We start from the raw sequence: 24,036 nt of genomic DNA on the forward strand, positions 1-24,036 counted from the left end.
GGCGAGCGCCCCGCACAGCACAGATGTGCAGATCAGGTAGATCGAGAAAGTCCACCGGTCGCCGACCGTGGAGCAGGAGCTTGCGAAAGGGTTCGGCGCGCTTGGCGACGCGAAAAGGCACCGGACCGAAGTTCCGGTGCCGGTGCTCACCTTCCTCTTCGGCACGACGAGCCGATCACTTGAGCGACCGCGTCCGGCTTCACCCGATCGGACCATCAGAGCGGGCCGGGAGGCACCGCCGCGGGGAGGGGTTGGTACATCCGATCGGGGGTATCCCACGGCCCCTGATCGAACAGCCACCGGAGGCCGCGATGGGCAGCCTGGCAGGCGCGCACGCTCCGACGCTCGGAGTCGAGGAAGAGTTCCTGCTGGTGGACGCCCGGACCGGGATGCCGGTGCCGCGCGGGCGCGAGGTGGTCGACGCGGCCAGGGCGCGGTTCGGCGTGGACCTCGACGTCGAGCTGGTCCGAGCGCAGGTGGAGACCCGGACCCCGATCTGCCACGACCTCGCCGACGTGCGCCGGCAGCTCCTCGGCCTGCGCCTGGTCGCCGCCGAGGCCGCGCACTCGCTCGGCCTGCGCCTGCTGGCCGTCGGCGCGCCGCCCGTCGGCGGACCCGACCTGCCGACCGACGGCCAGGACCGCTACCGCGGGCTCGCCGAGGACTACCGGCTGCTCGCCGCCGAGCAGTCCATCTGCGGCTGCCACGTGCACGTCGCCGTGCCGGACCCGGAGACGGCGGTGCAGGTGTGCAACCACGTGCGGCTGTGGCTGCCGGTGCTCGCGGCGGTCACCGCGAACTCCCCCTTCGCCCACGGCCTGGACACCGGCTACGCGAGCTGGCGGTCGGTGGTGTGGTCGCGGTGGCCGGGGGCGGGCCCGCCGCCGCACTTCGAGTCGGCGGCGCACTACGAGTCCACGTGCGACATGCTGCTCGCCTGCGGCGCGGCGCGCGACCGGCGGATGATCTACTGGGACGTCCGGCCCTCCGCTCACCTGCCGACCGTGGAGGTCCGGGTCGCCGACGTCGCGGCCACTGTGGACGAAGCTGTCCTGCTCGCCGCCTTGGTGCGCGCGCTCGTCACCACCGCGCTGGCCGACCTCCGACGCGGCCTGCACGCGTCACCGGTGCCCGCGGAGGTGCTGCGCGCCGCCACGTGGCGTGCCGCGCGGGACGGCATCACCGGGCTCTCCCTGGACGTGCTGTCCGGGCGCCTGGTGCCCACGCGCCTGCTGCTCGACCGGCTGCTGCACCGCGTCCACGACCACCTCGACGACGTCGACCACGTGCGCCGGCTGCTGTCCACTCTGGACGCCGAGGGCGGTGGCACGGACCGGCAGCGGCGCGCCTTCGCCCGCGCGGGCCGGATGTCCGACGTGCTGGACCGGTTGGCCCGCGACACGCTTTCCGGCTCCGAGACGTGGACCGGCGGGCCGTTCCGGCGCAGCGCCTGATCAGCCGCCGGCGGGCCCGGCCCGGGCGAGGCGGAACAGCGCGGCTCTCCCGGCCAGCAGGAAGACCCGGGCGGCCTGGACGTCACCGGAGGCGGCTTGGTCGCCCGCGTCGTCCAGGAACCCCAGCGCGGCCGACACCGGACCGTTCGGCGTGCGGTCCGCGAGATCCCGCAGGTGGTCCAGCACCGGGGCGACGGTCGCCGCGTACCCGGCCAGCACCCGGTTGATCTCCTGCCGGGCGTCGACGTGCCGGGGGTCGAGGCGCAGCACCGCTTGCACCGCGCAGTCGACGGCCACCCGCAGCACGGCGACCGGATCGCCCTCCACCTGAACCTTGTGCTCACTCACGGAAAGCCAGGGTAGATCACGATCCGTGACGCGGCATGTGCTCAGCGCGTCCGGAGGACAAGATGTGTGCGTCCGCCACGATCGGGGTACCCGATGACGCCAAGGGCCGTTTTGAACAGACAGGGCGGCTGGACGCGCACTGGGGGAACGGCCCATGACTCAGTCCGACCACGCACTCGCTGCCAGAATCAGCGTCGACCTCAGCATGCCGGTGCCGCCGTTGGCGCAGATCCGGCAGTGGCTGGCGACCGTCCTGGCCGACCTGGCCGAGGACGTCCTCCAGGACCTGATGCTGGTGTGCACCGAGCTGGTGTCCAACGCCTACGACCACGCCAGCGCACCACGCAGGTTGCGCGTGCACCGCTCGCGTGACCGCGACGCGCTGCGGATCGAGGTGGACGACGGCAGCCCGGACCGCCTGCCGGTGGCCGGGGCCTCACGCCTGGGCTCGTTCCGCGGCCGCGGCCTGATCATGGTGGACAACCTGTCACGCCGGCAGTGGGGCACCCACCTGGGCGAGGACGGCAAGACGGTGTGGGCCGAGCTGCCCCTGTCCTGACGATCAGGTGGCCTGGAGGGTCCGCTGGGCGGACCGCGCGGCGAGGATCGGCAGGAAGTTCGGGAACGTGGCCCGCGCGGCGAGCCGCCGGTAGGCGTCGGCCACGGCGGCCCGGACCACCCGGTGGTCGATCTTGCCGCCGAGCCGGCGGGAGACCTCCTCCGCGGCTTGGTCCAGCTGCGCTTCGACGTCGGCGCGCAGGGTGCGGGGATCGCGGACGAGGTGACCTTCGAGCCGTTCGGCCGTCATGGCGTCCCTCCGTCGCGGCACGGTGGAATTCCACCGTACAACAGCGATGCGCGACGCGGCGGTCTCAGAAGCTGTCGCCCTCGGTCAGCTCGTGCTCGAACCGGTCGGCGGCCGACACCAGCAACATCAGCGGCCGTTCGAACTCCTCGCGCACGCTCAGGTCCTCCAGCGGCACGGTGTGCTTGAGCAGCGCGACGTCGTCCACCACGGCGGCACCGCCGACGGCCGCCGTGCCCGCGAGCCGGAGCAGCCGCTCCAGGTCGATCGCGTCGACCCGGCCGACCGGCGAGGAGATCTCCACCCACGCCACGCCGTCGGACTCCGGCACGTGGTGCACCGAGACCTGCTGGGTCCGGTCCTGGTCCAGGTCGAGCCGGAAGCGCAGCCAGCTGTCGGTCTCCTCCAGCACCTCGTACCGCGTCCGGACATAGTTGATCACGTCGATCCAGCTGGTCACCGTCGTTGCCCCTCGCCCTGCTCACGCCACGCCGCCCGGTCGCTCCACACGGTATCCGAACTCGCCCGCGGCGCCGGGGAGATCGGTCAGGAGCCGATCAGCACGCCGTCGACCTCGGCGGGCGCGGTGTCGTCCGGCGACGCGCAGGCCAGCCCTCGGCGGACCGCGTCGACCAACCAGTCCACCACCTCCGTGCCGAACGCGGCGACCAGGGGGCGGGCGGCGTGCTCCAGCATCGCCATGGCCCGTTCCCAGTTCTCCGGCACGGTGTCGGCCAGCAGGCGCAGGGCGGTCGGCGGGTGCTGCCGGAGCAGGACCGGGAACAGGTTCAACAGCACCTCGTCCTGCTCCACCCGGCTGAACGGGTCGTCGGGCAGCCGCTGCGCCTCGGCCAGCAGCCCGACCGGGTCGACCAGGTGCCCGAGCGCCGGCGAGGCGGCCAGCGGCAGCAGCGCCACCACGCGCTGGGCGGCGCGACCCTCGCTCGCGGCGACGACCTCGGCGGCGAGCCGCTCGACCCGTTCGTGCCCCGGCCACAGCTCGGCGGCGAACGCGACCAGCCCCGCCGCCGCCGGCAGGCGTTCGCCGGGCAGCAGGCCGCGCACCCGTTCGGTGAACGCCGCGCCGGCCGGCCCGTCGGTCGCCGTCACGAGGTCGACCACGGCCGCGTACACGGGGTGCCCGATCCTGATCGCGGCGGCGCGGTGCCGTTCCGGCGAGCGGCGGAACTCGTGGAACGCCACCGCCGCGAGGGTCACGTCCAGCAGCGGGTCTTCGCCGGCGGGCCGGGGCGTCCGGGCGAGCGCGTTCTCGTGCATGTCCCGGAACGCCGGGAACGGCTCGACGCCGTGCAGGACGCTGTCGACGTACGCGCCCGACGCGAAGGCCCCGAACGACAGCTGGAAGGCGTACTGGAGGAACCCCGCGCCGCTCGCCGCCAGCAACGCCATGCCGGGGTCGGCTTGGTAGGGGATCAACCGCAGCGCGGCCTCGAAGCGGGCCCGGTGGTCCGGGCGGACGTAGGCGAACGCGTAGGGGTCCTGGTCGTCGACCGCCCACTCGTACCTCGGGACGTGGGCCAGTGACCCGGTGAACGAGTCCCAGAGGTGCCGGGCGGCCTCGTCCAGACCGGCGTGGGCGGCCGACCGGAACAGCGAGGCCACCGCGATCAGCCGTTCGCCGCCGTCGGTGAGCGCGTTGACCAGCGCGGCGGCGTGCGCCAGGTCGCGCTCGCCGACGACCTCGGCGAACACGCGGACGGTGCGGGCCAGGCCGTACGGGTTGCCCGTCGACCACGAGCCGGGTGTCATGGCGCGGATGACGTCGGCCGGGTCGCGGTGGAAGCGCCGCTCGCTGAGGAACCGCCAGTCGCGGGTGTGGTTCATCAGGTACGGCAGGTGCTCGAACCCGTCCCGCGCGGACCGCGGCCGGTCGGTGCGGCCGTCGACCGGGAAGTAGGGGCCGAGCCGGGGGCCGTCCACGAGTGGCGGCGCCAGTTCCGCCGACCGCAGCACGTCGTCCAGGATCGAGCGCGGCGTGCCGGTGTCGCCCACGTCGAGCCGGCGGTGCGCGACGCGCGCCAGGGTCGTGTACCGGTCGTGGCCCACCGCGGACCAGCCGACGCCGGTCAGCTCGCCCGCGACCGCGACCGCCCGGTCCGGGTCGTACCCGGCCAGCTCCACCGCGACCGTGTCCAGGTACGACTCGCGGAAGTCCCGGCTGACCACGCCGTCGTCGGCGGCCGCGGGGCCGATCATGGCGTACGCGCGGTCGACCAGCCGCCGCGCCCGGTCCGGGTCGAACCGGGCGACCACCGCGCTGACCCGCACCACCGTCCACACCGTGTTGTTCCAGGCGAGCAGGCGGTCGAGCACGGCGTCCGCCCGGCCGAATTCACCGAGTTCCGCCCACGACGTCGCCGCGCGCAGGAACGCGTCGTCGACCAGGCCGTTCAGCTCGGCGGCGTCGACCCGGTCCAGCAGGGCGCGTGCGGTCGCGCGGTGGTGCGCGACCAGTTCGGCGGCTGCCCCGACCACGCCCTTGACCAGCTCGTTCGGGTCTTCGGCGGAGTGGTCGACCTCGGCGCGCAGCGCGACGAGGTGCCGTTCACCCGACGCCACCGCCAGCCTCGCGCGGGCGCGCAACCGGTCGGCGATCGGTGCGTCGGGCAGGCTCTCCTCCGCCAGCCGCAGCAGCTCCGGCACGTCGGCGGGCTCGGCCCTGGCCGCCAGGTCCAGCCACGCGCCGGCCCGGTCGGCGCGGATCGACGGGATCAGCTCGCGGGCGCGTGCCGGGTCGGCGGCGGCCGCGGCGGCGCGGTAGAGCGGGTCCGGCTCCTCGGGACGGCTGTCGGCGCGTTCCCACAGCCGCAGCGCGCGGCCCAGGTCGTGCGGCGCGAGCAACCGGGCGGCCCGTTTCAGCGGGTGCCGGGACTCCCCCGTCAGGCCGCCGTCCCCCGGCCTCGTGCGGCGGCACGGTCAACGCCGTCTCCACCACCAGCTCCAGCAGGTCCGGGCGGTGCTCGGCCATCGCCGCCGCCGCCTCGAACTGCTCCAGCGACGGCGGCAGCGCGGCCAGGTGCTCCAGCGCCTCCTCGGTGCGGCCGAGCCGGGCCATCAGGCCGAGCACGGCCGGTGCCAGGGTGCGCCCGCCGCGCAGCACCTGGCGGCGCACCACCCCGAGGTACAGCGTGGTCGGCAGGCCGGTGGCCACCGGGAACCGGGCCACGACCCGGTCGGTGACGAGGTCGAGCAGCCGCAGGAAGTGGCGGTCGGAGCCGAGCCTCGCCCGGACCGCGCGACGCAGCCCGCCGCAGACCAGCCCGACCGCGTCGTCGGCCACCGCGTCCCGGCAGCGGACGGCGTGCTCGGCGAGCCGGACCAGCCCGTAGCGGTCCACCGCGGACCAGTCGACCTCGGCCCAGGTCGCCGCCGTGCCGCGGTAGTGCCGCACGATCCGCTCGTGCCACTCCAGGGCGTCCACGGCGTGGTCGGGGTGCCGCGTCGCGGCCAGGAACTCGCCGATCGAGGCGTGGTAGAACGCCACCCGGCCGTCCCGCTCGTCCAGCAGCCAGCGCAGCCGCGCCAGCACGTTGCGCACCGCGCGCGGCCACACCCGGATGCCGGCGAGCGCGGTCAGCTCCTCCACCGCCAGCGGTTCGCGCGCCACGGTGAGCAGGCCGAGGATCGGCTGGCCGACGCCTTCCCACGCGGGCGTCAGCGCGTCGGCGGCGCCGGTCGGATCGCGGACCTCCAGCATCCCGAGCCGGTCCAGGTCGGAGTGCAGGGTCGCGACGAAGAACGCGTACAGCCCGCCGAGGCCGGGCGGGAGGTCGGCCGAGGAGAGCAGCGCGGCCACCAGCTCGTGGTCGTCGCCCGCGGACGCGGCCTCGTCCAGCGCCCGCGCGTACGTCGCCAGGTACAGGAAGTTCCCGGCGGCCCGGCCGACCGCGTCACGGCGCACCTGCTCCGGGTCACGTCCGGCCGCCGCCGCGGCGCGCGTGACAGCCGGTGTGCCCAACGCGCGCTCGGCGTAGCCGACCAGGTCGTCCACCACCTGGCGGGAGGTGGGGTCGATGGCGATCTCGTGCAGCCGGCCCGCCCGCGACGACCGGAGCGGTTCGAGCACGGCGTGCGGTCGGGAGCTGAGCACGAAGCGGACGTTGCGCGGCAGTTCCGGGCCGCGGGCGAGCCAGTCGAGCAGGCTCGCCCGCTCGACCGCGAGCTCGTCCAGCGCGTCGACCAGGACCACGATCCGGGCGTCCGGGTCCTCGGCCGCCAGCACCTCGGCCGGGCCGAGCAGCGCGAGGTGGGCCAGGTTGTCCGGTTCCAGCAGCCTCGGTTCCAGGTTCGCCGTGCCGATCTCGATGCCGCTGACGCGGCCCGACACCCTGCCGGTGACCCGCTGCTCCAGGGCGAGCGTCGCCGTGCGGTGGAACGGTGAAGCGGTCAGGTCGCCGATCCGGATTCCGACCGCGCTGCCGCCGGCCTCGACGGCGTCCACGTGCTGCCGGACCACGATCTCCAGGCGGTCCTGCGCGAAGATCTCCGGCCGTTGGCGGGCGAGCTGGTGGCCGACCGACAGCAGGAACGACGCGACGTCCCCGCCGGCCAACGCGGTCCGGCTGTCCCGTCGGACGAAGTAGCGCAGCCAGTCCGGGTGCGCGTCGGCCAACCCGGCCAGCAGGCTGGTCTTGCCCGCGCCCGGCTCCCCCGTGACCAGGGCGTAGCGGGCGGCCCCGTCGGCCAGGGCCCGCTCGATCCGCTCGTGCAGCCAGCCGCGCCGGACGAAGTCCGCGGCGGTGCGGTCGCGCACCAGGTCCTCGAACGGCCGGGTCGCCGGGTCCATGCGGCGGCTAACGCCCGGCTCTGACAACGGTGGCGCGGCCGGACAACGGCTCGGGCATCACACCTCGCTTCACGGCTCGCCCCGGGTGGACCGCGTCGCAGTGTAGTCATCCGGTCACGCGACGGTGGCCGGTTCGCGAGATCCGCAGCCAAACCGGCTGTCGAGGTCGTCGAGGTCGTCGAGCCGCACGAGAACGGGCGGCCACCGCACGGCAGCGGGGCCGCGACCGGGTGGTCGCGGCCCCGCCGACGAACGGTCGTGCCTAGCGCCAGGTGATGTCCGACGCCGAGTAGAAGCAGTTCTTGCCGTCCGCGCCCTCACCGATCTTCTTGGGCTCGGAGCCCTTCGGGACGCCCTGGTACTTCTCGCAGATCACGGCGCTGCCGTAGACCGTGATGCGGGAGAAGCGGGCGGTGTCGCCCCAGTTGGTGTTGATGCCCGCCAGCACCTTGGTCGACCGCGCCGTGACGCCGTCCATGACCACGTGCCGCTGGTAGGACGTGGCGCAGTTGCCGCACGCCCGGTACAGCTTGCCCGCGCCGTTGACCTGGAAGTTGCGGATGGTCAGCGTGCCCGCGCCGTTGTGCTGGAACACCTTGTCCGACGCCGACTTCGCGCCGCCGCCGTCGACCAGGTAGGTCGCCGAGGAGCTGGAGGACTTGAACGTCGCCGCGTCCTCGCCCACGTCGTTCCACCAGACGTTGCGGATGGTGCAGGAGCCCTCGCAGTGGATGCCGTCGCCCGCCGGGGCGTCGATGATCACGTTCTCGATCGTGCCGCCGTTGGCCACCACGAACATCGGGTCCTGGCTCTCGCCCTGACCACCGTCGCCGATGCCGTAGTACTTCTTCATCCCACCGTTGAAGTACGTGCCCACGTTGCGCGTCGTGGTCTGGTGCACGCTGCCGGTGTCCGAAGGCCACGGACCGCTGCCGTCACCGCTGCCGGGGTTGCTGGTGGTGGTAGTGGTCGTCGTCGTGGTGGTGGTGGTGCGCGACGTGGTCGAGGTCGACGTGGTGGTCGACGTCGGGCCGCCGCTGGTCGGCGTGAACGTCCACTGCTTGGTGGCGACGCTGTCGCAGGAGTTCTGCTGCACCAGCGCGCCGGCCGAGGTGGAGTTGTCCTGGGTGTTCATGCACTTGCCACCGTTGGTGTTGACCACGCGGTAGTCGCTGCCGCTCGCGGTCAACGACCAGGTCTGGGTGGCGGTGCCCGCGCACGACTGCTGCTCGATCGCCTTGCCCGCCGACGTGGACGCGTCCCGGACGCCGAGGCAGAGACCGGCGGCGGAGGTGATCTTGAAACCGCCGCTGACCGAGGTCAGCGTCCACGCCTGGCTGCCGCCGCCGCACGAAGCCTGCTGGAGTTGCACGCCGCTCGCCGCGCTCGCGTTGGGCACGTCCAGGCACAGGCCGCTGCCCGCGTTCTTGATCGTGTACGTGCCCGCGCCGACCGCCGCGTCCGCCGGCGTCGCGCCCGGCCAGGCGAGCAGGCCGGCGGCCAACGCCGTGGCGCCCGCCGCCGCGGCCAGGCTCAGGCGCCATCGTGTGCCACGCGAGGGTGCGGGTCGCGTGGATCGACGGTGATCCGCTGTGCTCATCAACACTCCACTTCTCACTTCCCGGGAACGCCGAGGTCGGCGGTCACGGATTCCGACAGCGCGTTTCCCGAACACTCGAATGGCAGGGTGAGAATTCGGGGAAACCGCTTTCCCAGCGGGATGTTAGAGGCTGCGGAACCACCAGGTCAACGACGGTTTTTCCAGACTGCGGCGGCCCCGGTGTCGAATTCCGTCGAACACCGAGGTAATCGGCGGTCGAAGTGATCACCACGGACTGCGGCGCAAATGCGGCCGGTCATATTCGTGAACAGAATCGGCCGACCCGGGTCACACTCGTGAACAAAAGGTCAGGCAATGAACGATTACCGGGCTCAGCTCCGGTCTTCGCTCTCCGGCATCTCCGCGCCGCACCGGGGGCACACCGCCCGCGCCGGGCCCTCGTCCAGGGCGCCGCACTCCGGGCACACCCGCGACAACCAGCACACCGGGTCTCCGACCGGCTCCGGACGACCGCCGCCCTCGGACTCCACGTCGCCCCCAGCCTCGTCCCGACCCTAAACAGGAATGGAGAATACCGCTTTTGCTACGGTCGCGACCATGCACCTCATCCGGTCCACGGACGTCGCGCTGCGCGTGGTGATGCTCCTGGCCACCGGCGGCGGTCGGCTCACCGTCGACCAGCTGTCCGACGCGCTCGACGTGCCGCGCCACCACATGGCCAAGGTCGTGCAGCGCCTGCAACGGCACGGTTTCGTGGCCACCGCGCGCGGCCGGGCCGGGGGCGTCGGGGTCCCGCCCACGACGCTGGACACCTCCGTCGGCGCGGTCGTGCGGGCGTTGGAGGGCGACCGCGAGGTGGTGGACTGCGACGGGCCGCCGTGCCCGTTGCGCGGCGGCTGCCACCTGCGCCGCGCGCTGCGCACCGCTCAACTCGCGTTCCTGGCCGTGCTGGACGACGTCACGGTCCGGGCGCTGGTCGCCGAACCCGCCGGTCCCGTGCTGCTCGACCTGGTGCGGCAGCGCGCGGGCGGCACCCCGTGAGCCGCGACCTGGCCGGCCGGGACGACGCGCTGGCGGTGGTGACCGAGTTCTACCGGCGGGCGTTCGAGGACGCGCTGCTCGGCCCGGTCTTCCGGGACGTGGCCCGGCTCGACCTCGCCACGCACCTGCCGGTGATCGCGGACTTCTGGGCCACCGTGCTGTTCCGCGCGGGCACCTACCGCCGCAACCTGCTGCGCGTGCACCTCGACCTGCACGAGCGCTTCCCGCTGACGTCGGAGCACTTCACCCGGTGGCTGGCGCTGTGGGGTGACACCGTGGACGAGCTGTTCGCGGGTGAGAAGGCGGACCTGGCGAAGTCGCAGGCGGAGCGGATCGCGTGGTCGATGATCCGCAGGCTGCGCCGCGAGGACGCGAGCGAGCTGGTCACCATCCGCAGGCGTGACGAGGCCGAGGGCGGCTGACCGGGAGGTGGGCTCGTGATCAGGTTGGACCGCCTGGTGAACGTGCTGGGCGGCTACGGCGTGCGGTTGGCGTGCTGCCCGGTGCCGCGGTCGACGGAGCTGCGCAGCGTGGTGATGCGCGAGACCGACGACGCGCGGGCGGTGGGCGGCGACGTGTTCCTCGCCGTCGGGGCCGGGTCGGTGGCGCAGGCGGTGGAGTGGGCGGCGACGGCGAAGGCGGCGGTCGTCCTGCTGCACGGCGAGGCCGAGCGGGAGGCCGCCGCGGTCGGCGAGGCGGAGGGCGTCGCGGTGATGCTGGTCGATCCGGCCGTGTCGTGGAGCCAACTGGCCGGCGTCGTCTACGGGCTGGTGCTGGAGGGTCGGGAGACCGAGTCGGGTCGCGGCCCGACGGACCTGTTCGCGCTGGCCGACAGCCTCGCGGGCGCGGTGGGCGGGTCGGTCACCATCGAGGACCGGCAGGCGCGGGTGCTGGCGTACTCCAGCTCGCAGCAGGGCGCCGACCCGGCGCGGCTGGAGACGATCCTGGGCCGGCAGGCGCCGCAACGGCTGCGGGACCTGTTCGACCGGCGCGGGGTGTCCGCGTACCTGGCCGCCTACGACGAGCCGCTGTTCGTCGAGGAGGACCCGGAGCACGGGCTGACCGGGCGCATGGTCGTAGCCGTGCGCGCCGGCCGGGAGCTGCTGGGGTCGGTGTGGGTCACCTGCGGCGTGCCGCTGACCGGGGCGCGGTGCACGGCGCTGGCCGACGGCGCCCGGACCGTCGCGCTGCACCTGCTGCGCTCGCGGGCCAGCGCCGACCTGGAGCGGCAGGTGGAGTCGGACCTGGTGATCCGGCTGCTGGAGGGCACGGCGGACGCCGCGACCGTGGTCAGCCGGCTCGGGCTGCCGCAGGGGCCGGCGCGGGTCATCGCGGTCCGCGCCCACATCGCCGCCGAGCGGCACGCGGCCCTGCTGCTCGCGTTCGACCGCGCCACGACCGGTTTCGGCTGGTCGAGGCCGGGCCGCAGCACGCTGTCGGGCACCACGCTCTACACCGTCCTGCCCGGTGAGCCGGTGGGCGCGGCGCGGGACTGGGTGGCCGCGCTGCGGACCGCGCTGCCCGCGCAGGTGACGGTGACCGCCGGGATCGGCGGCACCGCCGCGGCGGCCGACCTGCCCGCGAGCCGGCAGGAGGCCGACGAGTGCCTGGCGCTGCACGAGGCACGCCCGCCGGGCACCGTGCCGCCCGCCTACGACGAGTCGTGGGACGACATCCTGCTGCAACGCCTGCGCGCCGCCGCCCGGGCGGGACGAGCGCCGGCCCGGGGTCCGGTCGCCGACCTGCGCCGGCACGACCGCGACCACGCCACCCACTACGTGCCGACGTTGCGGGCCTGGTTGGAGGCCCAGGGCGACCTCGCCCAGGCGGGCGAACGGCTGGGCGTGCACCCGAACACCATCCGCTACCGGCTGCGCAAGATGGTCGAGGTGACCGCGCTCGACCTGGACGACCCGCGCAAGCGGCTGGCGATGATCATCGACCTGGCCGCGACCGACTAGCTGTCGGTTCCCGACAAGACCACCCAGCCGAATTGTCGACAGCGGACAACAGCCTGGTGGGCCGGCCGCGCGATGCTGGCTTCGACAAGCAGTTCGGGCGGGTGTGGAGGTGGTCATGGTCGACGTCGGGCGCAGCGACGGCGGGCCGCGGTCGGCGGTCGTGATCGGCGCGGGCATCGTGGGCCTGTCGACCGCGTGGTTCCTCCAGGAGCGCGGAGTCGAGGTGACCGTCCTCGACCGCACAGGGGTGGCCGCGGGCGCGTCCTGGGGCAACGCCGGATGGCTCGCGCCGGGCCTCACGATCCCGCTGAACGAGCCGTCCGTGCTGCGCTACGGCCTGCGGTCGCTGCTCAACCCGACCGCGCCGCTGCACGTCCCGCTGTCGGTCGACCCGGGGCTGTGGTCGTTCCTGCTGCGGTTCGCCGCGCAGTGCCGCTGGTCGTCGTGGACGCGGGCGGTGCGCGCCAACCGGTCGTTGAACGCCGAGTGCGTCGAGGCGTTCGACGTGCTGACCGCCAACGGCGTGGACGCGCCCACGGTCGACGCGCCGATCACCGCCGGCTTCGAGAACACCCGGCAGGCGCAGGCGCTGCTGCACGAGCTGCGCCGGATGGCCGACGCCGGCCAGCCCGTCGAGCACGCCGAGCTCGACGGGGAGCGGCTGCGCGACCTCGTGCCGCTCGCGTCGCCGGTGCTCACCGCCGGCGTGCGGATCGACGGTCAGCGCCACCTCGACCCCGGCGCCTTCGTGCGGGCGCTGGCCCGGTCCGTGGAGGACCGCGGCGCGACGATCCGCGTGCTGGAGGCGGTCGACGTCCACCCGCGCGGCCGGGGTGTCTCGGTGCGCACGCGGCAGGGCGAGGTCGTGACCGCCGACGTGGCCGTCGTGGCGACCGGCGCGTGGCTGTCGCGGTTGGCGGCGAAGTGGGGCGTGCGCGTCCCGGTGCGCGCGGGCCGCGGCTACTCGTTCACCGTGCCGGTGGACCGCCCGGTGCCCGGCCCGGTCTACCTGCCCGCCGCACGGGTGGCGTGCACGCCGTACCAGGGCGCGCTGCGGGTCGCGGGCACGATGGAGTTCCGCGACCCCGACGCGCCCGGCGTGGTGGCGCGGCTGGAGGCGATCATCGCCTCGGCCCGGCCGCTGCTCGACGGCGTGCGCTGGGAGGAGCGCCGTGACGTGTGGGTCGGCTCGCGCCCGGTCACGCCCGACGGCCGCCCGCTGATCGGCGAGGTGCGACCACCGGGGGTGTACGTCGCCGGCGGGCACGGCATGTGGGGGCTGGCCCACGGCCCGATCACCGGACGCCTGCTGGCCGAGCAGATCACCACCGGCAAGCAGCCCGACGCGCTGCGCGCGTTCGACCCGCTGCGGTGAGCGCCCGTGGAAGCCACCCGCGACCCGATCGACGGTGACGAACGCGCCGAGCTGCACTGGCTGCGCAAGGAGAACGCGTTCCTGCGCGTGCAGCTCGACGTGCTGACCGACATCGCCACCGGCTACGCCCGTGACGTCGACAGGATGCTCCGCCTGCGCGCGCACGGCTGACACCACGAGCCAACCACCCCGTCCGAGGGGCCGGCGCAGCCGGACGCCCGGCACCGCGGACACCCGAGCCGTCAGGGCGGCCCGCACCTCCCCGGCCGCCCTGACGGCACCCACCCACGAGCACCCGAGGGCCACCATGACCGACACCCGACCCCGGCGCACCTGGCTGACGCCGCACGCCCACCAGCGCCTGCGCGCCGAACTGGCCGAGCTGAACCGCACCGGCGGCACCGACGACCCCGCCGACCAGGACGACCGCGCCGCGCTGCGCCGGCAGCGGCAGGACCGCGTCCGCGAGATCCAGGACCTGCTGGCCAACGCGGTGGTGGGCGAGGACCCGCCCGACGACGGCATCGCCGAACCCGGCATGGTGCTCACCGTCCGCTACGACGACACCGGCGACACGGAGACGTTCCTGCTGGGCGCGCGCGCCGCCGAGCACGGCGACATCGAGGTCTACTCCCCCGATTCACCACTGGGCACCGCGCTGACCGGGGCCCGTCCGGGTGATCAGCGCACCTACGGCGTGCCCGCCGGCGGCACCGTCCGCGTCACGCTGCTCGACGCCGTCCCCTACGGGCGCCACCCCGCGAACCTCGGCAGCACGACGGTGTCCGGCTAGCCGGCACCGGCGGGACGCCGGAGGACGCGGTCGACCCGGCCGGCGGCGGACGTGCCGCCGCCGGTCACTGGTCGGCGACCAGCCGGGCCCTGGTGCGGACCCACGACTTCAGCCGCGTGTCGTCGGCGAGCCGGGTCAGCGCGCGACGGCCCGCCGCGGTGTCGAGGGCCAGCAGGCGCTCGGCGGCGTCCAACCGCAGCTCGTCGTGCTCCTCGCGGTCGCCCGCGAACGCCTCCAGCAGCTTCACCCGTTCCCGCGCGGGCAGGGCGTCGACCAACCGCAGCCGCGCCTTGCCGTGCACGCGCCCGGCGACCAGTTCGCGGACCAGTTCCGTGCCCTCCGCGCGCTGGGCCTTGCGCGCGCTCAACGCGGCCTTGGCCCGATCCTTGTCCGGCACGAGGTCGTCCCGGGCGATGGCCTGGTAGGCGGCGAACTCGGCTTGCGACTCCCCCGCCCGGCCGAGCTCCGCGGCGGCCTTCAGCCGCCGATCCGGCGCGCCCGTGCCGCGCGCGATGGCCAGCACCAGCTCCGCGCCCACGGACCGGTCCGACTTCAACGCGTGCACGGCGAACGCGAACCGGTCCCGGGCGTCGATCGACTCCGACTCGGCCAGGGCGGCGTACACGGCGACCAGCTCGGCACGCGGGACGTGCCGTGCGGCCAGCGTCGCGGCCTTCATGCGGGCGGTGGGGTCCTGGTCCTCGTCGCGCGCCAACGTCGTCAGGTACGGACCTGCGTCCTCCGGCGCCACGACCATGAGCTGCTCGACGGCCCACAGCTTCTTGCGGTCGTTGTCGGCGAACGACTCGACGACGTCCAGGAGGACGGTCCGGGCGGCCGGGAGACCCCGGTTGCGCAACGCCGCATCGACCCGCTTCTTGGGCGGGAAGTCGCGGCTCGCGACCAGGTCCAGCAGCAGGGTGTTCGGCCGTCCCGCGCGGTCGATGAGGAACAGGGCGGCCGCGTACCGCACGCCCGCGTCGGCGGTCGCGTCGCCCGACAGCTCCTCGCACAGGGCGGTCGCCCGCGGCGCGTCCCGGCCGGCGACCACCTCCACCGCCTGCCCGAACACCCCGGTCGACGTGGTGTGGCGGAGCACGTGGCACATCAGGTCCGTGCCGCGAGCGGCGTCCAGCCCCACCGCCGCGGAAGCCGCGAACAGCCGCTGCCCGTCCGACGCCTGCCAACCGGTGACGATCCGCCGCGCCACGTCGAGGGCGTCCCCCGGCCGGTGCGGCGCGAGCAACCGCACGGCCATCAGCTGCGCGTCGACGTCCTCGGCCTCGGCCAACCCGGCGAACAGCGCCAGCCCCGCCTCGGGATCGCGCTGGTGCAGCAGGGCGCCGGCAGCCGCGTGGGCCTGCGGCCCGATCCGGCGGTCGGCGAAGAACGCGGGCGCCACCTCGGCCGCGACCTCGGGCTCCACGTCGATCAGGAACCGCAGCGCCTGGAACCGGTCGTCGTTCCCGCCGCCGCTCAGCACCGCCTCCCGCAGCACGGCGACCGCCCGGCCGCGGTCGATGTCGTGCAGCCACCGCGCGCGGTCCTGCCACGCGGCGACGTCGGAGGTTCTGCGCAGCTCGCCGGTCAGCCACCGCACCGCCTTGCGCGTCACGTCCTCGGGCAGGGCGACGCCGTGGTTGACCAGCTCGGCGAGGAAGCCGACGTTCGCCGCCGCGTACGGCCACCACAGCAGCCGGCGCAGCACCGGGCCCAGGTCGTGCCCCTCCTGCGCCCAGTGCGCGGCCAGGAACACCTTGATCTGCACGTCGTGCCACGGCCACTTCAACCGCGGGAACAGCTTGCGCACCGTCGGCCGGGGGTGGTCGCGGGCGATCCGGGCGGCCGCGAAGTACTCCTCGAAGGTGTGGTGCAGGTAGTCGAACCGCTTGCCGTACTGGATGAACAGGCCGCTGAGCCGCAGGACGTCGGTCACGCACTCCTCCCACGTCCGGTCCGCGACCGGCGTGGGGCCGAGCCACCGCACCGCCGCTTCCAGCGGGGACGCCCGCACGCCACCGACGAGCGCGTCGTGCGCGATGTCGGCCAGCACGTCGGTGAGCCGGCCCGTGAACCGGACGAACGCGTCCTCCGCCTCCGCGCCCCACCCGGCCACCCGGCCGCGCACCGTCGCCATCACCTCGGACGTGTGCAGCTTGGCCAGTTGCAGGGTGACGAACTGCCGGTACAGCTGGGTCTGGTCGGCGGGCAGCTCCCCGCCGCCGGTCGCGGAGTGCAGGTGGCACAGCATGGTCGCGAACAGCGGCACGTGCGCGAGCCTGGCGAGCTTCGTGCGCGCGATCCGGGCCAGCAGGTCGTCCGCCGCGGTCTCCGGGTCCGCATGCCCGTCCTCGCGCAGGTAGCGGACCGCGAACTCGCGCAGGTCGGCGTCGGAGAACAGCTCCAGCCAGTACGTCGGCGAGGTCTCCCGGTCGACCAGCGGCACGAGCTCGTGCGGGTCGAGCGGCCTGCTGGTGACCAGGAACCGGTGCGTCCCGTGCTCGCGGTGCCCGCGGATCTGCCGGATCACGCGCTCGCGCACGTCCGGCGCGAACACCTCGTCCAGGCCGTCCACCAGCACGAGCCACGACACACCGGGCAGTGGCGCGTCCCGCAACAGGGTCACCAACTGGTCGTGGCCGAGTTGGAGGCCGTACACCCGCGCCACGCCGTGCGCCAGCGCGTCGGGCAGGGTCTCGCCGTGGGCCAGGTCCTCCGCCCTGATCGGCACCGGGACGTACTCGCCGTCACCGTGCTCGATCCACCGCCGGGCGCTCTCCGCGGCCAGCGTGCGCACCAGGCTCGACTTGCCCGCGCCCGGACCCGCGACCACCTGCGCGCCGGGGAAGTCGGCGAGGCGGTCGGCGGCGATCACGTCGACCGGCTCGTCCTCGCCGGAGTTGCGCTGGGAAGCCTTGCGCTTGAGGTGGATCCGCGACAGCGGCGGCGCGGAGTGGCTGGCCCACGGGTTCTCGTGCACGCGGTCGGCGGCGGCGATGGCGGCGAGGTAGAGGCGCAGGGCCGGCCCGCGGTGCCGCCAGTCGCCCGCGACCAGCTGCTCCGGGTCCAGCAGGTCCAGCCACGCCGTGTTGGCCCGGCCCGCCTCCGCCACCGCCGGGTCGACCTCGACGATCGGCTGCACCGCGCCGCTCGCGTCGAACACCCCGCACACCGCGCCCGTGCGCCGGTTCAGCACCGGTGCGCCTGGCGACCGGTCCACGTGGCGGAGCAGGAACGGCTCGGCCTGCTCGACGCCCACGCAGGCATAAGGGCCCGCAGTCGGCGCGGGGCGCAGCTCGGGCCCGGTCTCGCCGGTGGTCAGCGCCAGGTCCGGCGCGACCCGGACGCCCTTGCGGTCGCCGAGGTCGACCACGGCGTTCGCCAGCGCGAGGTAGAGCGGGTGCGAGCCGTCGACCTGGATGTCGTTGTGCACGTCGCGGACCTGGACGACCGACCCGAACACGACACCGTCGACGTTGTTGCTGTGCACCCGCGTGACGCTATCGGCCGGTCGGAGACCATGGCACGGCTTCGGCGCGGTCGGTGGTGGGCACCATGGGGTGCCCCGGTCGGGGGGCACCGCTAAGTTGGTGCGTATGCGCAGGTCGGGAATTGTGCAGCACACTCGGGACCTGGGACGTCACGACCACGTCTGCTGGTCGTACGACGACCGGGCCGATGTCGGGCTGCGCGTGGCCGAGTTCCTGCTCGACGGGCTGGAGCGCGGGCAGCGGGTCCGCTACGTCGCCGCCGGGGACGCCGGGGCGCTGGTCGACGCCGTCCGCTCGGTCGACGGGATCGCGGCGGCGCTGGCCGACGGGGCGGCCGAGGTCTCCTCGCTCGACCCGCGTGGCGCGGTCATCGACCCGGAAGGCCAGGTCCGCTCGTACGCGGCGGCCACCGAGCAGGCCCTGGCGGCCGGGTACCGCGGGTTCCGGGTGGCCGCGGAGGCCACGGCGCTGGTGCGCAGCCAGGACCAGCTGACCGCGTTCCTGCACTACGAGCACCTGGTCGACCACTACATGGCCGACCACCCGTTCTCCGCGCTGTGCGCCTACGACCGGACCCTGGTCAGCGAGCAGGCGCTGGAGCAGCTGGCCAGCGTCCACCCCAGCACGAACCTGCCGGGCGTCGGCTTCCGCCTGCACGCCTCGGCCAGACCGGGCCACAGCGCCGAGCTCAGCGGGGAGGTCGACATGTTCAACCGGGACGTGCTGGTGCAGGTGCTCGACCGGATCCGGCCACCGGCGCGCGGCGGGCAGCTCGTGCTCGACGCCGCCGGGCTGACATTCATCGACCACCGCGGCCTCATCGGCCTGGACCGGTACGCCCGCGGCCGGGACACCACGCTGGTCCTGCGCACCGCGTTCCCGGGCGCGTCGCGCATCGCGGCCCTGCTCGACCTGCCCGGCGTGCGGGTGGAGCCGGTAGCGTGAACGCCATCAGCACCGAACCCGATCCCCTGTTCGTCCACCCGGCCCTGTTCTACGGCTCCGACGCGGAGTACCTGGCGGGCCTGGTGCCGTTCGTGACCGACGGCCTGGACCTCGACCACCCCGTCGCGGTGGCCGTGCCCGGTCCCCGGCTGGACCTGCTGCGCGACGCCCTGGGCGACGCCGCGCGGCACGTGACCATGCTCGACATGGCCGAGGAGGGCCGCAACCCCGGCCGGATCATCCCGCGGGTGCTGCGCCGGTTCGCCGACGCCCGCACCGACCGCCACGTGCGCATCGTCGGCGAGCCGATCTGGGCCGGCCGGTCCGGTGTCGAGTACCCCGCGTGCGCGCAGCACGAAGCGCTGATCAACGCCGCGTTCACCGGCCGCGACGTGACGATCCTGTGCCCCTACGACACCGTCGCGCTGGACGCCGCCGTGATCGCGGACGCCCGGGAGACCCATCCGGTGGTCTGGGAGGGTGAGCGGCGCTATACCAGCGACCACTACGCGCCCGACCGGGTCGTGGCCCGCTACAACGCGCCGCTGCCCGTCGCCGACGACGACGCGTTCGCCGTGGCCGGGCCCGCCGACGTCTCGCCCGCCCGGCGGTTCGCCGCGCAGCGCGGCCGACTGCTCGGGCTGACCGGGCCGCGCCTGGCCGACCTGGAGCTCATCACGGGCGAGTTGGTCACCAACAGCCTCGTGCACACCGCCGGTCCGTGCCGGCTCGGCGTCTGGGCCGAGGACGGCCACGTGGTGTGCGAGGTCCGCGACGGCGGCCGGCTGACCGACCCGCTGGTCGGGCGGCGACCGCCGGAGGCCGGTGGGACGTCGGGGCTCGGACTGCTGCTCGTCAACGACCTGGCCGACCTCGTGCGCCTGCACACCGCGGCGGACGGCACCACCGTGCGCGCCCTGCTGCGCATCTAGCGACACCCTCCCCTCCGGTGCGGCCCGCCTTAAGCGGCCCACCACGACCACGGAAGACGTGCGGCCTGTGGACTGGTTCCTGGACAGAAACGACCGGCGGGTGCCGTCCGCGCTGCGCCGGGACATCCGGGACTACCTGGCCCGCCACGCCGACACCGAGGCCGAGCAGCTGGCCGACGCCGAGCTGATCGCCCAGGAGATGCTCGCCAACGCCATCGACCACAGCGACGGCCCCATCTGGGTGTCGCTGGAGTGGTCCCGGACCCACCCCGTGCTCACCGTCCGCGACATGGGCACGACCTTCACCCTGCCCGAGCAAGTCCCCGACACCGCCCAGCCGCGCGGTCGCGGGCTCTGGCTGATCTCCCAGCTCGCGCCGGAGTTCAGCGTCGCCGCCCGCCGGGTCGGCAAGGTCGTCGAATCGGTGCTGCCGGTCACCCGCCCGGTGGAACCCATCGACCCGCCGCGGCACACCGTCAACCCGCTGCCGCACCTGTCGGAGGCCGTGCCGACCGGTGGCTTCGGCCGGGAGAGCTTCCTGCGCGCGCTGGTCGTGCAGCTCGCCAACGCCGTCGAGGCGCAGCAGGGGCCGGACGCCGCGCAGCGCGCCATCGCGCAGGTCGCCGTCGACGTCGGCGGGCAGGCGGAACGGGAGTTCCGGCAGGCCACCGGCATCACCGACGCGTCGTTGTCGGCCGAGCAGATCGCCGAGTGCGTGATCCGGCTCAAGGCGGCGATCGGGGGCCGCTTCCGCGTGGTCGAGGTGACCGGCGAGCGGATCGTGCTGGTCAACAGCCGCTGCCCGTTCGGGCCCGACGTGCGGCAGTCGCCGTCGCTGTGCCGCATGACGACCGCCGTGTTCGGCGGGATCGCCGCGCGCAACACCGGCCGCGCCGCCGTCACGCTCGAGGAGCGCATCGCGATCGGCGACCCCGGCTGCCGGGTCGTGGTGCACCTCGGCGAGTCGGCCGCCACCGCGACCCGGGCCCACCACTACACGGCCGCGCCGCCGTTCACAGCAGGGCGTTGAGCGGCACGGTCAGCAGGACCGGGACCACGAGCACGGTGGGGCACCCCGTGGGACCGCCCGGGAACCCCGAACCGCGTGCCGGCTCCCGTCACCCGGTGATGCAGGAGATCCAGTACTTGCCGCCTTCGTGGTGCACGCCGTGCGTCTCCGCGGCGAACCCCGGGAACCGCTGGTCGAACGCCTCCAGCACGCGCAGGTAGCTCAGCAGCGGGCCGTCGGGCGAGCCGACGCGCTCGCCGGGCACCAGCACCGGGATGCCGGGCGGCGTGGTGGTGACCTGGGTGGCCACCACCCGGTCGGCCAGGTCGTCCAGGCCGACGAGCTCGGTGCGGCCGCGGATGAACCGCTGGTACGCCTCGGCCGGTGTCATCACGGCCGTGGGCGGCGTCGGGCTGGTGAACGCCTCGTTGAGCAGCTGCACCACCTTGCTGTCGGCGAGGCTGTGGTGCATCTGCTCGCACAGCTGCGGCAGCGTCAACCCGCGGTACCGCTCCGGGTGCGCCTTCACCAGGTCCGGCAGCACCTCGCTCAGCGGCGCGTTCTCGTCGTGGAACTGCTTGAAGTCGGTGAGCGCGTCGAGCAGCGTGCCCCACTTGCCCTTCGTGATGCCCATGGAGAACAGCACGAGGAACGTGTAGACGTCGGTCTTCTCCACCACGATCCGACGGGTCTCCAGGTACGCGGTGACCACGCGGGCCGGGACGCCGAACGCCGTCACGTCGCCCAGCGCGTCCACGCCGGGGCAGGTGATCGTCACCTTGACCGGGTCGAGCAGGCAGAAGCCGGGTTCCAGGTCGCCGAAGCCGTGCCACGCGGCGTCGGGTTCCAACGTCCAGCAGCCCGGTTCGGTGCGCAGCAGGTCCAGTGGCGCCTCGTGGAACGCCACCCGCGCGCCGGTGGCCGGGTCGGCGACCTCCGCCGGCTGCCACACGCCGAAGAACCACGGCGGACGGTCACCCGCGTCGGCGAGCCGCCGGCCGAGGCGGATCATGGCCTGCCGGAACCGGACCGCCTCGGTGATCGCCTCGGTGGTCAGCCAGTTGCCCGCCGGGCCGTCCATCATGCCCGCGGCGACGTCGCAGGAGGCGATCATGGGGTACAGCGGCGACGTGGTGCCGTGCATCATGTACGTCTCGTTGAACCGGGACCGGTCGAACGGCGCCTTGCCGCCCGACCGCACGTGCAGCATGGCGGACTGGGACAGCGCGGCCAGCAGCTTGTGCGAGGAGTGGGTGGCGAACACGGTGGGCCGCTCGGCGTCCGGCAGCCCGTCGCCGTCGACCGCCATGCCGTAGCGGCGCGCGTAGAGCGGGTTGAACCGGCCGTAGGCGAACCACGCCTCGTCGAAGTGCAGGAGCCGGGTCGAGGCGCCCAGCAGCTCGGTCACCCGCACGGTGTCGTAGCACAGGCCGTCGTAGGTGGAGTTCGTGATGACCGCGTAGGCCGCGTCCGGGCTCACGGCGCCCGCCGCGATCGGCGTGCGCTCGACCTGGGCGCGCACCGCCTCGGCGGTCAGCCGCTCGGGCGGGATGGGGCCGGTGATGCCGTAGCCGTTGCGGGTGGGCACCAGGTAGACCGGCCGCGCGCCGGCGAGCGTGACGCCGTGGTTGATCGCCTTGTGGCAGTTGCGGTCCAGCAGGGTGATCTCGTCGTTGGCCACCGCGCTGTGGATGATCATCCGGTTCGACGTGGACGTGCCGTGCAGCACGAAGTAGGTCTCGTCGGCGCCGAAGATCCGGGCGGCGTTGCGCTCGGCCTCGCCGACCGGGCCGGTGTGCTCGAACAGCGAGCCCAGCTCGCCGACCGACACCGAGATGTCCGTGCGGAACAGCCGTTCGCCGAAGTAGTCGAAGAACGACCGGCCGACCGGTGACTTGAGGAACGCGATGCCGCCCGCGTGGGCCGGCGTGTGCCACGAGTACGGGTGCGTGTCGTCGAAGCGGCGCAGCTCGCGGAAGAACGGCGGCAGGATGTGGTCGAGGTACTGGTTGGCGGCGAAGTCGACCCGGCCCGCGATGAAGTCCGGGGTGTCTTCCAGCAGCCAGATCCAGCCGTTGATGACCTCGGAGACCCACAGCGGCGTCTCGTCGCTGTAGTCGCCGGTGGTCAGCAGGAACACCGGCAGCCGCGACGAGAACCGGTCCAGCAGCATCCGCAGCACGCCGCCCTCGACGAGGGTGCCGCTGTCGGAGGACCGGAGCGCGCCGCCGGCGAGTTCCCAGCTCACGACGGCGGCGGCGAGGTCGGCCTGGGCGGTGATCGCCGAGGCGGCGTCGGTGGTGGAGTGCACGACCATCACGTCGTGGCCGCACTCCCGCAGGTGGGCGCAGACCTGCTCGACCTTCGCGGCCGGCACGGTGTTGTCCTCGGCCGCCCGTTCGGTGGCGATGAGGATGGTGGACCCGGTCATGAGGATCATCAACTCTCTGCACGCGGGGGACATGCCGAGAGTAGGAGCGGCCGGGACGGCCGGCGGTTCTATCACCGAGTAGTGCCGTCGGGTCACCTGACCGTGGAAGAAGCGCTTCGCTCAGTCGAGCGAGTAGGCCATCTCCACCCCGGCCAATGTCACCCCATCGGGTAGCGGAACCCGAGTGTGGTTCACCTCGCGGAACCCGAACGACCGGTACAGCGGCACGCCGGGCAGCGTGGCCATCAGCACCAGGGAGCGGAAGCCGGCGGTCCTGGCGTCACGGGCGCACGCGGCGAGGGTGGCGCGGCCGAGGCCCCGGCGCGTCCAGTCGTCGCGGACGAACATCGCGCGCACCCGGGCGGGCTCGGTGGCCGGGTCGAGCAGTCGGCCGTCGGTGGGTCGGCTGCCGGATCCGGTGTAGAGCTTGTCCCGCTTGCTCCACCCGCCGCACGCCACGATCGCGCCGTCCACCTCGTGGACGAAGTACGTGCCGTCGTCGATGAGCGCCACGTCCGGCTCGGTGAGGTAGCGGGCCGCGCTCGCGGTCTCGCGCTCGTCGTGGAAGTGCGGGAACAGCTCCAGCACCGACCGGCGCATGAGCTCGCCGATCCGCGTCACGTCCGACCGGACCGCCGGGCGTTGCACGGGCACCACGTCGTCCACAGGTCCTCCCCCCGTCGGGGAGATCATCCCACCGCCTCGGTCGCCGTCCAGCAGCGCCACGACCGACGCCCGTCGGCGGACGACCCGCTAGGGACGCGGGCGGTGGCGGGTCCACTTGCGCCCGTCGCGCTCGGCGCGCGGGGTGGTGGCGGCGACGCAGCGGGGGCACAGCCACAGGTTCTGCTCGGCGGTCTGGGCGAGCCACACCGCGTCCGCCCACGGCACGTGCCGGAACCGGCCGAGCCGGCTGCGGCTGAGGGCCTGGCCGCACAGGGTCTGGTTCGTGCCGGGGTGCCAGGCGTGCACGTCACCGGACGGTTGTCGGACCCCGTCCTCGTCCACCCACTGGCTCGACGCGGCGACGTTCGGCTGGGTTCCCATGGCCGCCACGTACCCCGCTGGAACGTTGCGCATTCA

Annotated in this window: 20 protein-coding genes; 11 read left to right on the forward strand and 9 right to left on the reverse strand. The window is 74.0% G+C overall.

Annotated elements, in window-relative coordinates; genetic code table 11:
- Positions 1-311: 311 nt before the first annotated feature.
- On the forward strand, positions 312-1,454 hold the full coding sequence (locus ACIQMJ_RS22445) for a carboxylate-amine ligase (RefSeq protein WP_499762942.1): 1,143 nt from the start codon (positions 312-314) through the stop codon (positions 1,452-1,454).
- On the opposite strand, the gene ACIQMJ_RS22450 is transcribed toward ACIQMJ_RS22445, so the two are convergent.
- Complete coding sequence (locus ACIQMJ_RS22450) at positions 1,455-1,802, reverse strand: hypothetical protein (RefSeq protein WP_499762943.1); 348 nt, start codon at positions 1,800-1,802, stop codon at positions 1,455-1,457. It abuts the gene before it with no gap.
- 154 nt (positions 1,803-1,956) lie between these two features.
- Between ACIQMJ_RS22450 and ACIQMJ_RS22455 the strand changes: the two genes are divergently transcribed.
- The gene (locus ACIQMJ_RS22455; RefSeq protein WP_499762944.1) at positions 1,957-2,361 is read left to right on the forward strand and encodes an ATP-binding protein; all 405 of its coding nucleotides are present in this window, start codon (positions 1,957-1,959) and stop codon (positions 2,359-2,361) included.
- A 3-nt stretch (positions 2,362-2,364) separates the two neighbouring features.
- Here ACIQMJ_RS22455 and ACIQMJ_RS22460 read toward each other — a convergent pair whose 3' ends face one another.
- The 4 genes from ACIQMJ_RS22460 to ACIQMJ_RS22475 all read right to left on the reverse strand — a co-directional run bounded on the left by ACIQMJ_RS22460 (position 2,365) and on the right by ACIQMJ_RS22475 (position 9,014).
- Positions 2,365-2,610, reverse strand: a complete 246-nt coding sequence (locus ACIQMJ_RS22460; RefSeq protein WP_499762945.1) for a three-helix bundle dimerization domain-containing protein — start codon at positions 2,608-2,610, stop codon at positions 2,365-2,367.
- Between the two features lie 64 nt (positions 2,611-2,674).
- On the reverse strand, positions 2,675-3,067 hold the full coding sequence (locus tag ACIQMJ_RS22465; RefSeq protein ID WP_499762946.1) for a hypothetical protein: 393 nt from the start codon (positions 3,065-3,067) through the stop codon (positions 2,675-2,677).
- A gap of 86 nt (positions 3,068-3,153) precedes the next feature.
- Positions 3,154-5,469 carry a hypothetical protein gene (locus ACIQMJ_RS22470; protein ID WP_499762947.1) on the reverse strand — a complete coding sequence of 772 codons (2,316 nt, stop codon included), beginning with the start codon at positions 5,467-5,469 and terminating at the stop codon, positions 3,154-3,156.
- A 2,207-nt stretch (positions 5,470-7,676) separates the two neighbouring features.
- Positions 7,677-9,014: a pectate lyase gene (locus ACIQMJ_RS22475; RefSeq protein WP_499762948.1), complete on the reverse strand. Its 1,338-nt coding sequence runs from the start codon at positions 9,012-9,014 to the stop codon at positions 7,677-7,679.
- Positions 9,015-9,572: 558 nt separating this feature from the next.
- Here ACIQMJ_RS22475 and ACIQMJ_RS22480 point away from each other — a divergent pair.
- From ACIQMJ_RS22480 to ACIQMJ_RS22505, 6 genes are all read left to right on the forward strand, one after another.
- Positions 9,573-10,016 (forward strand): RrF2 family transcriptional regulator, encoded by a 444-nt coding sequence (locus ACIQMJ_RS22480; RefSeq protein WP_499762949.1) that lies wholly within the window; start codon positions 9,573-9,575, stop codon positions 10,014-10,016.
- Positions 10,013-10,438, forward strand: coding sequence for a group III truncated hemoglobin (locus ACIQMJ_RS22485; protein WP_499762950.1), 426 nt, complete (start codon positions 10,013-10,015; stop codon positions 10,436-10,438). The genes ACIQMJ_RS22480 and ACIQMJ_RS22485 overlap by 4 nt, the downstream gene beginning before the upstream one ends.
- A 15-nt stretch (positions 10,439-10,453) precedes the next feature.
- Positions 10,454-11,977 (forward strand): PucR family transcriptional regulator, encoded by a 1,524-nt coding sequence (locus ACIQMJ_RS22490; RefSeq protein ID WP_499762951.1) that lies wholly within the window; start codon positions 10,454-10,456, stop codon positions 11,975-11,977.
- A 115-nt stretch (positions 11,978-12,092) separates the two neighbouring features.
- Positions 12,093-13,352, forward strand: a complete 1,260-nt coding sequence (locus tag ACIQMJ_RS22495; RefSeq protein WP_499762952.1) for an NAD(P)/FAD-dependent oxidoreductase — start codon at positions 12,093-12,095, stop codon at positions 13,350-13,352.
- 6 nt (positions 13,353-13,358) lie between these two features.
- On the forward strand, positions 13,359-13,523 hold the full coding sequence (locus ACIQMJ_RS22500) for a hypothetical protein (RefSeq protein WP_499762953.1): 165 nt from the start codon (positions 13,359-13,361) through the stop codon (positions 13,521-13,523).
- Positions 13,524-13,659: 136 nt separating this feature from the next.
- Complete coding sequence (locus ACIQMJ_RS22505) at positions 13,660-14,145, forward strand: GreA/GreB family elongation factor (protein ID WP_499762954.1); 486 nt, start codon at positions 13,660-13,662, stop codon at positions 14,143-14,145.
- Between the two features lie 64 nt (positions 14,146-14,209).
- On the opposite strand, the gene ACIQMJ_RS22510 is transcribed toward ACIQMJ_RS22505, so the two are convergent.
- Positions 14,210-17,635 carry a hypothetical protein gene (locus ACIQMJ_RS22510; RefSeq protein ID WP_499762955.1) on the reverse strand — a complete coding sequence of 1,142 codons (3,426 nt, stop codon included), beginning with the start codon at positions 17,633-17,635 and terminating at the stop codon, positions 14,210-14,212.
- 124 nt (positions 17,636-17,759) lie between these two features.
- Between ACIQMJ_RS22510 and ACIQMJ_RS22515 the strand changes: the two genes are divergently transcribed.
- The 3 genes from ACIQMJ_RS22515 (at position 17,760) to ACIQMJ_RS22525 (ending at position 20,543) form a co-directional block, all read left to right on the forward strand.
- The gene (locus tag ACIQMJ_RS22515; protein ID WP_499762956.1) at positions 17,760-18,581 is read left to right on the forward strand and encodes an MEDS domain-containing protein; all 822 of its coding nucleotides are present in this window, start codon (positions 17,760-17,762) and stop codon (positions 18,579-18,581) included.
- Positions 18,578-19,513: an anti-sigma factor RsbA family regulatory protein gene (locus tag ACIQMJ_RS22520; protein ID WP_499762957.1), complete on the forward strand. Its 936-nt coding sequence runs from the start codon at positions 18,578-18,580 to the stop codon at positions 19,511-19,513. The genes ACIQMJ_RS22515 and ACIQMJ_RS22520 overlap by 4 nt, the downstream gene beginning before the upstream one ends.
- A gap of 67 nt (positions 19,514-19,580) precedes the next feature.
- Complete coding sequence (locus tag ACIQMJ_RS22525; protein WP_499762958.1) at positions 19,581-20,543, forward strand: methanogen output domain 1-containing protein; 963 nt, start codon at positions 19,581-19,583, stop codon at positions 20,541-20,543.
- 88 nt (positions 20,544-20,631) lie between these two features.
- On the opposite strand, the gene ACIQMJ_RS22530 is transcribed toward ACIQMJ_RS22525, so the two are convergent.
- The 3 genes from ACIQMJ_RS22530 to ACIQMJ_RS22540 form a co-directional block, all read right to left on the reverse strand.
- A complete protein-coding gene (locus ACIQMJ_RS22530) occupies positions 20,632-22,962 on the reverse strand; it encodes an Orn/Lys/Arg family decarboxylase (protein ID WP_499762959.1) in 2,331 nt (776 codons plus the stop codon).
- A 111-nt stretch (positions 22,963-23,073) separates the two neighbouring features.
- A complete protein-coding gene (locus tag ACIQMJ_RS22535; protein WP_499762960.1) occupies positions 23,074-23,619 on the reverse strand; it encodes a GNAT family N-acetyltransferase in 546 nt (181 codons plus the stop codon).
- 87 nt (positions 23,620-23,706) lie between these two features.
- Positions 23,707-24,033: a hypothetical protein gene (locus ACIQMJ_RS22540; protein WP_499762961.1), complete on the reverse strand. Its 327-nt coding sequence runs from the start codon at positions 24,031-24,033 to the stop codon at positions 23,707-23,709.
- Between the last annotated feature and the right edge of the window lie 3 nt (positions 24,034-24,036).

This window comes from Actinosynnema sp. NPDC091369, assembly GCF_044757065.1.
Taxonomy (GTDB): Bacteria; Actinomycetota; Actinomycetes; order Mycobacteriales; family Pseudonocardiaceae; genus Actinosynnema.